Annotated in this window: 14 protein-coding genes; 1 reads left to right on the forward strand and 13 read right to left on the reverse strand. The window is 39.7% G+C overall.

Features of this window, described 5'->3' with window-relative positions; all coding sequences use genetic code 11:
* Window positions 1-10: 10 nt before the first annotated feature.
* The 5 genes from VB732_RS03810 to VB732_RS03830 all read right to left on the reverse strand — a co-directional run bounded on the left by VB732_RS03810 (window position 11) and on the right by VB732_RS03830 (window position 3,766).
* On the reverse strand, window positions 11-1,036 hold the full coding sequence (locus VB732_RS03810) for a glucokinase (protein WP_323229513.1): 1,026 nt from the start codon (window positions 1,034-1,036) through the stop codon (window positions 11-13).
* An 84-nt stretch (window positions 1,037-1,120) separates the two neighbouring features.
* On the reverse strand, window positions 1,121-1,768 hold the full coding sequence (locus VB732_RS03815; protein ID WP_323229515.1) for a histidine phosphatase family protein: 648 nt from the start codon (window positions 1,766-1,768) through the stop codon (window positions 1,121-1,123).
* Window positions 1,769-1,952: 184 nt separating this feature from the next.
* A complete protein-coding gene (locus VB732_RS03820; protein ID WP_323229516.1) occupies window positions 1,953-2,282 on the reverse strand; it encodes a DUF1493 family protein in 330 nt (109 codons plus the stop codon).
* Between the two features lie 159 nt (window positions 2,283-2,441).
* Window positions 2,442-3,005 (reverse strand): Uma2 family endonuclease, encoded by a 564-nt coding sequence (locus VB732_RS03825; RefSeq protein ID WP_323229517.1) that lies wholly within the window; start codon window positions 3,003-3,005, stop codon window positions 2,442-2,444.
* Between the two features lie 29 nt (window positions 3,006-3,034).
* Complete coding sequence (locus VB732_RS03830; RefSeq protein ID WP_323229640.1) at window positions 3,035-3,766, reverse strand: ABC transporter ATP-binding protein; 732 nt, start codon at window positions 3,764-3,766, stop codon at window positions 3,035-3,037.
* An 81-nt stretch (window positions 3,767-3,847) separates the two neighbouring features.
* On the opposite strand from VB732_RS03830, the gene VB732_RS03835 reads away from it, so the two are divergent.
* The gene (locus VB732_RS03835; RefSeq protein ID WP_323229518.1) at window positions 3,848-4,729 is read left to right on the forward strand and encodes an Rpn family recombination-promoting nuclease/putative transposase; all 882 of its coding nucleotides are present in this window, start codon (window positions 3,848-3,850) and stop codon (window positions 4,727-4,729) included.
* 15 nt (window positions 4,730-4,744) lie between these two features.
* On the opposite strand, the gene VB732_RS03840 is transcribed toward VB732_RS03835, so the two are convergent.
* The 8 genes from VB732_RS03840 to VB732_RS03875 form a co-directional block, all read right to left on the reverse strand.
* Window positions 4,745-5,515, reverse strand: coding sequence for an ABC transporter ATP-binding protein (locus VB732_RS03840; protein WP_323229519.1), 771 nt, complete (start codon window positions 5,513-5,515; stop codon window positions 4,745-4,747).
* Window positions 5,516-5,546: 31 nt separating this feature from the next.
* Window positions 5,547-6,509 (reverse strand): branched-chain amino acid ABC transporter permease, encoded by a 963-nt coding sequence (locus VB732_RS03845; RefSeq protein ID WP_323229520.1) that lies wholly within the window; start codon window positions 6,507-6,509, stop codon window positions 5,547-5,549.
* A gap of 177 nt (window positions 6,510-6,686) precedes the next feature.
* Window positions 6,687-7,289 carry a Uma2 family endonuclease gene (locus VB732_RS03850; protein WP_323229521.1) on the reverse strand — a complete coding sequence of 201 codons (603 nt, stop codon included), beginning with the start codon at window positions 7,287-7,289 and terminating at the stop codon, window positions 6,687-6,689.
* A gap of 14 nt (window positions 7,290-7,303) precedes the next feature.
* A complete protein-coding gene (locus VB732_RS03855; protein ID WP_323229522.1) occupies window positions 7,304-8,254 on the reverse strand; it encodes a branched-chain amino acid ABC transporter permease in 951 nt (316 codons plus the stop codon).
* A gap of 7 nt (window positions 8,255-8,261) precedes the next feature.
* Window positions 8,262-9,506, reverse strand: coding sequence for an ABC transporter substrate-binding protein (locus VB732_RS03860; RefSeq protein WP_323229523.1), 1,245 nt, complete (start codon window positions 9,504-9,506; stop codon window positions 8,262-8,264).
* A 234-nt stretch (window positions 9,507-9,740) separates the two neighbouring features.
* Entirely contained in the window at window positions 9,741-9,929 is a 189-nt protein-coding gene (locus VB732_RS03865) for a WecB/TagA/CpsF family glycosyltransferase (protein ID WP_323229641.1), read from the reverse strand.
* The gene (locus VB732_RS03870; protein WP_323229525.1) at window positions 9,919-10,680 is read right to left on the reverse strand and encodes a YebC/PmpR family DNA-binding transcriptional regulator; all 762 of its coding nucleotides are present in this window, start codon (window positions 10,678-10,680) and stop codon (window positions 9,919-9,921) included. Before VB732_RS03870 ends, VB732_RS03865 begins: the two co-directional genes overlap by 11 nt.
* A 279-nt stretch (window positions 10,681-10,959) precedes the next feature.
* Window positions 10,960-12,531: a metallophosphoesterase family protein gene (locus VB732_RS03875; protein WP_323229527.1), complete on the reverse strand. Its 1,572-nt coding sequence runs from the start codon at window positions 12,529-12,531 to the stop codon at window positions 10,960-10,962.
* Window positions 12,532-12,535: the final 4 nt, after the last annotated feature.

Raw genomic sequence — 12,535 nt, forward strand, 5'->3', positions numbered from 1 at the left:
ATGCTAGCTGTTATAACCTAGCAGCACATAAAGCAGCACCTATTAGCCCCACTTGCGGGTTGAGGATAATATACACGGGGATTTCTTCGAGGAGGCGGCGCATTCTGCCTTTTTGGGTGAAGTTTAATAAGAAACCGCTATTTTCGATTAAGGGCAGGATTTTGGGCGCAATTCCACCAGCAATGTATAAGCCACCATAAGGTAGGAGTTTCAGGGCAAGGTTGCCGGCTTCTGCACCATAAGCCTCTATAAATAATTGCAAGGTTTGTTCTGAAAGGCGATCGCTACCTTGCAATGCAGCAGTCCCAATAGCAGCACCGGGATCGACACTTTTCTCTTCCTGTCCAGCTTCTTGTTCCCAAGTTCTGACAATTTTGGCAATATCTGGTGATTCGGCGGCAAATTTGCGATCGCGCAAAAATTGATAAATCGCCACAATTCCCATTCCAGAAACCACCCGTTCTACAGAAATGCGTTGGATATCATGTTTATCCAGCAGGTATTTCAACAATTGAAACTCGATCTCGTTTCGAGGGGCGAAGTCAGCGTGTCCACCTTCTGAGGGAAAAACTTGATAGTAGTCTCCCTGCTTAATTAAAAATCCTTGCCCTAAACCAGTACCAGCACCAATAATTCCAATCGGGGTTTCGGGTTGAGGTTTGCCAACTTGCAACGTCAGCAAGTCTTGTGTTTGTAAACCTGAAATGCCATAGCCAACGGCGGCGAAGTCATTAATCAGAGAAATATGTGGGATACCCAATTCTTCTTCTAAACGTTCGGTATCTAGGAACCAGGCTAAATTGGTTAGTTTGGCAGTATTTTTGACAAGGGGGCCTGCGATCGCAAAACAAGCCTTTTCTGGTATTGGTGTATTAGCTTTGGCCAAGAACTGCTGCACTATGGGTACTAAATCGGGAAAATCAGCACTGTGGTAACTTTCCTGATAAATAGTATGTAAAGAGGGTGAATCTGATGTTTCAACCAATCGCAGAATAGTTTTCGTACCACCGATATCTCCTGCTAGTAACAATGTCATAGAACTTATTCGCGGATTAATGACTTTATTTGTACGATATACCCAACCTAGCAGAACCTATGAACACAAATCTCTATCAGAGGTTTAAGCAAATCGAATAACTTCTTCTATGTGGGTTAAATGGGAGGTATCTCCCGTTAGTTCTAATAACCATTTTGGATCTTCGCGCACGACTTTTACCAGAGAACATAAAGAAGCCTTAACTTCTGTTTTGGCAATTTCCCCCACTAGTCCCATTGCTCCGCCCAGTACAGATGCCCCATGTGCCACTAGTAAGATATCCTCTGGGAAGAACTCAGTAGCTAAACATCTGGCAGTTTGCCCAGAACGTTCTCGTACTTTTTCGTGAGTTTCAGGATATTTGGCGGCAATGCGCGAAGTATAGCTGGTGTCAATTCTGGGGAATAAATCTGCCAACGCTCGAGTTGAGAGTCTTTCGGGTTCTTCCGTCATCCAAACTGGATTTAGCCATTCACTCAAACCTGTTTCCAATTTAATTGGCAAGTTAAGCACTTCTGCAACTGCGTTTGCTGTTTGTACGGTTCGCAGGAAAGGAGAAGCAAAAATATGGGTAATATTTTCTCCTTTCAATCGTCTAGCTAACTGCTGTGCCTGCACCATCCCATCATCAGACAAAGGTGGATCATAGCGTCGTTCGGCGGTGAGAAACCAATCGGGGTTTACGAAATCGAGGCGGTTAGCGTGTCTTGCTATCCAGACTATTTGACTCATAGGTTTAATGATTCCGGTGAATAGAATTCGCCGCTAAACAAATATATAGATATCTGCAAGGAGGGCTGCAAATATTAATATAAGACAAAAAACGTAATAATATTTAATAATACTAATGATTAGGAAAAGTTATAAGTATAAATTAGTTAAGATTGTCTAATGAACTCAAATTGTAAGTACTAGATTAGGACGGTTCAAACCAAACTCCACGCTCAGTAACAAATAGTAGATGGCTGATGGTAATTGTTTTGAGTGTACCGTGACGTTGGCGATAGTAACATTCAAAAAGTAGAGAAAATAAATGTGGTTCTTCATGGAAGTAGCGGTAAAAAATAAACCCCTGCCAATCTATGCCAAACTTTTCAGTAATTTTACAAAATAGTGCATCAACATCATCACCATCTATTTTGAGGTCTTCCCGAAGCCGTGTATCAAGAGTAATATCTTTTGTTTGCACACCCAGTTCATTAGAAAGAATTGCTGCAAGTTGGTTAAATCTATCTGTAAATGACATAAACTTTTCAGGTGACAAACTCCAGTAGCAAGAATACTATCGATAAGGGAATTGTTAGCAGGAAATACTGGTTAAGCCTCTATAGGCTAGTACCAAGATAGGGTTATTGTAGGCATTGCTTTAGTCTTTTCAAAGCTAGATATGAATCTATAACATTGCTTACAATTTCAACCATCCAAATAGTTGCCCTACAGTTAATTGAAAGCCGTTAACTAAATCGGGAACTGGTAATATCTCTTGTTCTTCTTGTAAAAGTTCTGGTTGCTGCTTTGGTGGATAAACTAAAACAGAATGCTCATCTGGATCAATTAGCCAACCGAAGCGACTACCATGTTTTAAACAATGCAGAATATTTCCGGTTACTTTAGTCTGGCTTTGATCGGGCGAAAGAATCTCAATCGTCCAGTCTGGATATGTCTTAAAGACATTTGCCACTTCTCCACGCTCGTCTAATAAAATCCGTTCCCAAGCAAACACAGCTATATCAGGGACAATTGAACGTCCGCCAAAAGTACATCGCAATTCTGGGAAAGCAAAGGCAATTTTTTGACTTTCACCTATTTCATTTATACCTGTGACTAACTTACCCTGTAATTTGCTATGTTTTCCTTGAGGCATTGGCTTTTGAATAATTTGACCGTTGATGTATTCTGAGCTAGGCTTTGTTTCTGGAAGCTTTAAAAATTCTTCTAAAGTAAAGTTTTTAGTTAGTGATTTTATCATTTTTTTGTATCTCCAAAACTTTCATTTAATTAACCTAAATAAGCTTTTTTAACTCGCTCATCACTAATTAATTCTGATGCTGCGCCTGTTAAGGTAATAGAACCCGCTTCTAAAACATAACCGCGATCGGCAATTTGCAGCGCCAAATTTGCGTTTTGTTCAACTAACAAAATAGTCACGCCTGTAGCACGGAGATTTTCAATAATAGAGAAGATTTCCCGGACGATCGCAGGTGCTAAACCTAAGCTAGGCTCGTCTAAAAGTAAGAGTTGTGGTTTACTCATTACAGCCCGTGCGATCGCTAACATTTGTTGTTCACCACCGCTAAGGGTTCCTGCTAGTTGATTGCGTCTTTGTGACAAACGGGGAAATAGCTCAAATTGACGCTGAATATCTGCTTTTATCTCAGCTTGATTGGAGCGAATATAAGCACCCAAAAGTAAGTTATCAAATACTGTTTGCCTAGCTAATACTCTACGTCCTTCAGGACAATGGGCGATACCAAGTTGTACAACCTCGTGAGTTTGGCGGCGAGTAATATTATGTCCATTATAGATAATTCCGCCACTCTTAGGATTAACTACTTTGGATATGGCGCGGAGTGTAGTAGTTTTACCAGCACCATTAGCACCAATTAGAGTAACTACCTCGCCTTTTTGAATAATTAAATTAATTTTTTTGAGAGCTTGAATACCGCCATAATTAACATCAAGTTCTTGAACTTCTAAAATTGTATAATTTGGTTTAATATCGGCTTTCATCGGCGTGATAAACATTTTTTGGGTGTAATGCTAAATTTCAAGTTACCATAAATCTTACTTACTGAGTGCATCTATACCTTAATGACTAAGCCTGCTGATGTTAGTACCAAAAAATTAATCAGCCTCGCACCCAATAACTGGGTGAGATGGGTAACGCAGATTCCTGATATTGTTGCTGGGGAAATTCTAAATAGTGAATTTCAGTGGATTAGCCGGGAAAGCGATGTTTTAATCCGTGTTAGTAGTCCCCAACATGGAGAATTTTTGCTTCTCAACGAATTGCAATTACGCTATCAATCCAACATGCCACGCCGGATGCGTGCTTATGCTGCACTTGCAGAAGAAAAATATAACTTACCAACGTATCCCGTTCTCATCAATATTCTTAAAACTAGTAACAACGAAATACCCACAAGCTTTATATCAAATATTGCAGGATTACGGGCAATACAAGATTATCGGGTAATTAACCTGTGGGAAATTGATGTCAATATTGCTTTTCAACAACCCTTACCATCCTTACTGCCATTTGTACCCATTCTTAAAGGTGGTGAAAATGAATCTATTATTAGAGAAGCATTGCAAATTCTCCGTGCTGATGAACAACTAAACCAACTGGAAACAGTTCTAGCTTTTTTTGCTACGTTTGTTTTAGAGAACACGCTCGTTCAAGAAATCATGAGGTGGGATATGTCTGTATTACGTGAGTCACCTTGGTATCAAGAAATTTTACGCGAAGGGGAAGTACGCGGGGAAGCACGCGGGGAGGAACGCGGGAAAGCAAGCGGGGAACTACGAGGAATACTTTCTGCGATTGAAATTAATTTAGAGTTGAAATTTAGCGATCGCGGCTTACAATTAATGCCACAGATTAATCAGATTCAGGATTTGGAGCGTTTGAAGACAATTTTACGAAATGTTGTCACTGCAAATACTATTGAGGAATTGCAACAGACTTTGTAATTTTTAAGCTAATTATCATTCATTACCCAAATAAGCTTCAATTACAGCCGGATCGTTTCTAACTACCGATGGTTCACCCAAAGCAATCAACTGTCCAAAATCTAACACGGCAATGCGATCGCACAAACCCATAACCAAGGGTACATGATGTTCAATCAGCACAATTGTCAAACTAAACTGTTCTCGCAGACTACGGATAAATTCGCTCAGTTGCTGCTTTTCGTTGGGGTTCATCCCCGCCGCCGGTTCGTCGAGAAGTAAGATTTGCGGTTCTAAGGCTAAAGCGCGGGCAATTTCTAAGCGACGCTGATCGCCATAAGCGAAATTTTTGGCTTTCTCCTCAGCGCGATCGCTCAATCCCACCATCTCTAATAATTGCAAAGCTTTTCGCCTGCTTTTTTTCTCTTCCCGACGCGCTGGTGGTAATCCCAAAAGTCCTGTTAATAGATTGCTTTTATTATCTAAATGTCGGGCAATTATTACATTTTCTAGCGCTGATAATTCGCCAAATAAGCGAATATTTTGAAAAGTCCGAGCAATACCTAAACCTGCAATTTGATGCGGGCGTAGTTGGGAAATATTAGCACCTTTATAGCGTAATTCTCCACTAGAAAGGGGAATAAAAGCTGTAATCAAATTAAACAGTGTTGTTTTCCCCGCCCCATTAGGGCCAATCAATCCAAAAATCTCATATTGATTAACTGTAAAAGATACATTATTCACCGCTACTAAACCCCCAAAACGGCGAGTCAGTGATTTTGCTTCTAAAACAATGTTATTAGTCATTAGTCATTTGTCATTTGTCATTGGTTATTTGTTATCTTGTCTGCTTGGATGTCTTTGAAATTGATTTTATTAATAGCTTTTTACACTTTTTTAAAATATCTGGAGTTACAAAACCTTGCGGGAAAAATATAGTTCCCAAAACTATTAATATACCATAAATAATTAATCTTCCATCACGTAAAAATTGGGATAACCAATTGGGTAATCCTGCAATATCTGCTATTCTTCGTAAAACAATTTCTAATAATACTTTCAATACAATAGCGCCGACAACCGAACCTAAAAAAGTTCTAGAGCCACCAATTAACACAATCGTTAAATAGGTAATACTAGCATCAAAAGTACCTTGTCGAGCATTCCAGGTATTAAGAAAATGAGCGCTGATTACACCTACAATTCCGGCAAGAATAGCTCCGAGAGTAAAAGCTAAAACTTTATAGTAAGTGGGGTTAATTCCCATTGCACTGGCAGCTAATTCATCTTCGCGGATGGCAATAAATGCCCTACCTGTGCGAATACGTTCTAAACGGTAAAATAATACCATACTAACTAATAGTAATGGTACGGCAATCCACAAATATTCGATTTGGCTTTGGAAAGGTTGAGGAATACCAAAAATTCCTACAGCACCACCTGTAATATCTAAATTTAAGGATACAACTCGTAAAACTTCTACAAAAGCAATAGTTGCGATCGCTAAATAAATTCCCCGTAACCTTAATGCCGGAATTCCCACTATTACAGCTAATATACCGGAGATTAAACCAGCAATCAACATTTCTAATAGAAGTAATGGAATCGGAAATAAATTATTACTAGATGGAAAAACTTTTGTAGATAAAATCGCTGCAATATACCCACCTAAAGCATAAAATCCAGGACTAGCCAAAGACAATTGTCCAGCCATTAGTGGTAAATAAAGCGATAATCCTAATAAAGCCTCCAATACCATGTAGACTATTGGTGATTCATAAGTAGAGAAAAATTCAGCCATTGTAAAATATTTTGATTAAGGAGTCAGAAGCCAGAATTCAGGAGTAAAAGGGTTTCAGTCACCACTAAATTTTCAATTTTATAATCTACAATTCATGTCGAGTCTGTAGCTTGCTAGTCACAGGGTATCGCTTATAGCTAAGTAATTAATTCTGAATCCTGTATTCTGTATTCTTCTTCAAGCTGTTAATATTTGCTCTGCTGTTAACGCCAGTTCAGGAAAAGTTCGTGACACAATTATTTCTGAACCTCTAAAATATGTGCGTTGATATTTACCCTCAGCATCTAATAGAAAAACAAACACAGTCGGAACTTTGGAATTTCCCAAATATTCTCTTGAACCAATTGCCAAATAATCTACAATCCAATATTCTGTAATACCTAACTGTTGATATTCATCCAATTTATCAATGTAGTCATCTTCCCAATTAGTTGATGTTACCTCGATAGCTAGTTGGATGGGTTTTTCAAGTGCCGAATAAGAAGAGCGATTTGAGCGCCATACATCTTTATCTATGACACTTACATCAGGCTTGCGTCCTTGTTCTATTCCATTGACAGTTATGGTTTTTAGAACTGCTGTGTTTTTTACTACGTAATTCAGATTTAGACGTTTAATTTCATCATTGAAACTAAACAATATAAGATCAGCGATATCATCATGATTTCTAGTTGCACGCACTTCTACAATTTCTCCATCCACAAGTTCATATAAACCTTCTTCTGGACACTCTTCCAAAAATTGAGCGAAAGTTAATTTTTGTTTGGTGTATGTTTTCATCGCGCTACGTCTCTTTAAACTTTCTGAATAAACCGACGACCTAGCAAGCCTTGGGGTCTAACTAACAACATGATAAATAATATTCCGTAGGCTACAGCGTCTTTATAACCGGAATATTCCGCCGGTACAAAAGCTTCAACTAATCCAATGAGTAATCCTCCTAGAACTGCGCCGGGAATACTACCTAAACCACCTAAGACAATTACCGCTAAACCCCGCAACCCAAAAGCGATGCCAAAATATGGGCCAGCAATACTAACACTAGAAGCAACTAAGGTTCCTGCTAATCCTGCTAAGAAACTGCTGATGAAGAATGTGAGGATGATAAAGCGATCGCTATTAATGCCTAACAAACTAGCTGTAGTTGGATCTTCTGCGATCGCTTGCATTGCTTTACCATACTTAGTTCGATTTATAAAGTAGGTAATAATTGCCACAATCGCAACAGATACAGCAAAAATTATTATCTGAACGGTGCGAATCGGAATTGGATTATCTGGACTACCAAAGTTAATCGCAGGTGGTAAATTACCATAAGTATCGGCGGGGTATGTGTAACTTTCTGCGCCTACCAAATACTGGATTAAGTTCACAATTACCACCGCTACCCCCAAGCTGGAAACAACAGTTAATAAAGGATCAGATCCTTGACGGCGCAAAGGTTGAAAAGCAACCCGTTCCATCACCACCCCGATCAATCCTGCTAAGGTACTTCCTAAAATCAAGGCGATAGCAAATGGTAATTTGATCGGCAAGGCTGCATTCGCTAGCAAGCCATTAAATCCAAAGTTACCACCCATGAGCGCATAAGTGAAATATGCGCCCAAGGTAAAAATCGCGCCATGAGCTAAATTAATTATGCCCAAAATAGAATAAACCAAGGTATATCCCAATGCAAAAATTGCATAGATACTACCAATAGATAATCCATTCAAAAATTGCTGCAAAAATAGAGTTATATCCATGTTGCAACTATTTTATAAATACGAATTTTCCAGTGTTTCCATCTTTATCCATCTTAATTTGGGCAACGTAAAATTCTCTTTGAACCACATCACCTACTGGTGTAAAACCAATTCTACCTAAAGGAGTATCATACTCTCCAGAAAGTATTTGCTTGTTCAATTCTGTCCGCAGTTTATCAAGAGGTAATGTGCTGATTTTGGTCTTCTTATCCAACTCTTTAAGAGCTTCAACATACACCTGCACCGCCGCAAAAGCTTGACCGGTAAATTGGGCTGGTTCTTTTTTGTATTGCTCAATATAGGCTTGGCGAAATACTTTATTAATCTCACCAGGATATTCAGGACTGTAAGCTTGAGCAATCAGCACACCATCGCAAAGGGCTTTACACACTGATAAAACATTGGGTGTATTCAGACCATTACCACCAATAATTATGCCCTGATAACCCAGTTCTCGCAGTTGCCGCACTAAATTACCACCATCGGCAGCTAGTCCTGAAATAATTACTAAATCTGGTTTTAAGTTAATTGCATTGGTAGCTTGGGATTGAAAGTCTGTATCAGTAGTTTGGAACTTTTGAACGGTTACTAATTCTAGCCCCTGTTCTTTAACTGCTTGTTGAAAAATCTCCGTTTCTGATTTATTAAATGCATCGTTTTGGGCGTAAAAAACTGCCACTTTTTTAATTTGAGGATTCTGCTTGAGTGCAGCTTTCAGCGAATTAGGGGCAACTTTAGAAACGGGAGCAGATACACGAGCTACATAATCACCAATTTCTGGAATTCCGTTTGCAGTATTCGATGCTCCAATAACTGGAACTTTAGCACGTTCGGCGATGGGGTCAGCACTAAAAGCTTGCTGTGATAAAGTAGGGCCAACAATCCCGACAACTTTATCTTTATTAATTAAAGTTTGAAAAGCGTTAATTGCTCCAGCTTCATCACCGCTAGTATCTTGGGCTATTAATTTAATAGGAGTACCATTAACACCACCCTTACTATTAAAATACTTCTCAGCAATTCTGGCTCCCACAAATCCTTCTTGACCAAGTAATGCTACGTTGCTGGTTTGTGCCAAAGCGATACCGATGGGAATAGCACCCGATATGGTGGTTGTCTGGGTAGTGTTAGTTGTATTATTATTTGTAGTGCTGTCTGGAGTATTAGTTACAGAGCTACCGCCACCACAGCCTGTTAGTAGCAAAGCGCAAGTTGATAATAATGCTGTTGTTTGAGCGATCGCGTTATTCATCGTTAAATAATCATGCAGTTATTAGTTATTCTGCAAAAGTCAATAAGGTCTGCAAACTAAATTAGGCAGATTTATATTTTTGCAAGAATTTTATTTTATTAAATCATTTTTATTTGATTATGCAAATAAAAATATTCCATCCAAGTGTTTGCCAATCAAGTTATTAGAATTAATAATAATTTAACTATTCACAGCTACAAGTGAAGAGTATGTTACAGCTATGTAAAGATTTTTTTACAAAATATGAGATGTTTGCCTGTTAAATACTTTAAAAACATTCAATCCTTTTTCGGCAGCAATGGCGCATAGTTTTTCAAACAAATCTGTGCCATTAACTCTACCATTAAGCGGAGTTTGTAAGAACTTGGCTGCCCAGAGCAACGACACCCCATCTGGTACTACTAAAAAAGCTTTACGATAAATTTCTCGGAAATATGTATTCTTCTGCTATGTCGAAGTTAGCTGTGACATTTTGCACATCATCCAAACCTTCTAGAGTATCAATTAACTTGAAAAGCGATCGCGCCTGATCTGGATCAGTAACTTCTACACTATTACTAGGAATCCAGCGAAATTCGGCATCTGTTACTTTAAAGCCTTGATTTTTAAGTGCCTGGCTAAGGGTTTCTAAATTGCCAATATCAGTAAATACATCAGCCATCTCGTCTTCAGTCATCTCATAAGACTCAGCACCGCCTTCAAGGGATGCTTCTAAAAGCTGTTCTTCGTCAACTACACCCTGCACTACACAAACAGCTTTTTGGTCAAACATCCAGCTAACACAACCCACTTCGCCAAGATTGCCACCATTTTTACTAAAAGCTACGCGCAAGTCAGCAGCAGTGCGATTACGATTATCTGTGAGGGCTTCAATTAAAATCGCTACACCACCAGGGCCGTAACCTTCGTAGCGAATTGCCTCAAAGATAGCGTTATCTCCGCCAAAAGTGCCTACACCTTTAGCGATCGCTCGTTCAATATTATCATTGGGGATACTGGCTGCTTTTGCCTTGTCAATTGCCGTGCGAAGTTGAAAATTCAGCGCCGGATCTGGTACGCCGCTTCTAGCCGCCACGATAATCGCCCGCGATAACTGAGTGAAGGTTTTTCCCTTTTTTGCATCTACTACCGCTTTTTGGCGCTTAATATTTGCCCATTTACTATGTCCTGCCATAATCTGAAATTATCAAAACTCTCTTCAAGATTAAGATATAAACGCTTGCAATAACCACAACTTTGGATAATTGTGCAAGGCTAAGGGACTGACAAGAAATAAATTATCCAAATAAACGAACCGCAGAGACGCAGAGAACACAGAGGAAGAAATAGAGAGGATTTTTGCGTCAGTTTTGGAATATTTTTTTATTTGGAAGTCCCTAAGATCACAGTGTCAAAGTTAGGCTGAGGGAATTAAGGGAATTGACTAATCATTTTCATCAACATCATGCACGGTTTAAATTACAAAAGGTTCAAGTTCGCGGTTATGCCACTCATCTTCAATACGTTCAGTAACCAATGGTCTGATGATAAACTTGGGCGGACTACCATCCAAAACATCAATCCGCACACAAGAATAAGGCAGGCGGCTCTGAAAATTGTAATCATGACGACCCACAAAAAGCTTTGAATCGGCAACTTTTCGAGTGGGTTTACCTGCAATGCCTGTAAAAGTTTCCATTAATTCAGTCCCCTTTCGCCGTTGATAGCGGGGACGATGACCACTACCACCAGAGATAATGCAGTTAATGTGGGAGTCAGCAAATCCGGTATCAGTTGTGCAAAGATGCTCCAAACAGTGAGCATGACCGTTTAAAATTAAATCGACTATGGGACGTTCTTTAATTAGAGAACCAAGAGTTTCTGCTACTTGTTCAAACACCCAGCGCAAGCGGTGGCGAACCGCTAAGGTTTGTGCCTGGTTCCACTTGGTAGCTTCTGTGACATAAGGCGGATGGTGGAAAAATATTACACGTCCGCGCACTTCCGAGTTGTTCCAAGATTCGACTAGTCTGCTTCGCAACCATTCAAGTTGTTCAAAATCGATCGCAGGCATTTCATGAGATGCTAATTGTTTTTCAATATCAATTTTGATCTCGTCTATTTGGTCTAATTTGGCGCTAAGTTCATCCAGTTGTTCCGCTTCGGCGGGTTTATCGGGGTTGAGGCGATCATATCTTCCTAAAATCTGCAATTCTTCTTGATCTATTTCCTGGCGACGCTTTTGCAATTCCCGGCGGTAAATTTCCCCCTCTTGAGTAGCAGGTAAAGGTGACGGTGTATTAAAGGTATTAGAATCCAGTGCAAAAAAATCAATCCCGCCATAACGAAAGGTGTAATAGCGATTGGGTAAGCGAGTAAACTGTCCAGGTTCGTAACGCAAACAGCGCCCTGTATCGGTTTTAGCAGTATAGTGTCGATCTAAATGACGTTCTAATTCTTGTGGAGAAGCGATCGCTTGGGTATAATCCATAAATGCCCGTGCATAAGCATTTCCTTGATACGATCCATGCCAGCCAATCTCAATATCTTTATAGCGGAACAGGCGACGTAGTGAAGATGTTGCTCCAGTAAATAAACGGTACATCAACGGTACATCGTAGTAATCATGATTCCCTGGTACTGGCAAAAATGGCATGTTAAATACCATGCGATCGTAAGGAATGCTTTTTGGGTTGTCACCACCCACAAGAAATTCTCGGTAAGGCTCAATAAAGTTTGTTGAATAATACTCTTGGGAACCAACCACATAGATTACATCACCTGTGTGCAATACAAAACTGCAATCATCCTGGTGAGTCAGCATCAATTCGGCAACTTTTCGCTGGGGATGGTGGCGAGAATGGGATTTAGTGCCAGAATCACCGATAACCATAAAGGAAAATTCTGGACTATCTTCCCTGCGATCGTCAATAACCATGCTGGTTTGGTCAATTCCCCGTTGCACAAAACTTGGATGCATCCACCGCACCCGTTCCTTCATTTTTTGAATTTTTACAGGAATCGGTGGATCGGAAATCAATTTCATGGCT

The sequence above is a fragment of the Nostoc sp. UHCC 0252 genome, assembly GCF_034931145.1.
In the GTDB taxonomy this organism is placed as follows: Bacteria; Cyanobacteriota; Cyanobacteriia; order Cyanobacteriales; family Nostocaceae; genus Nostoc.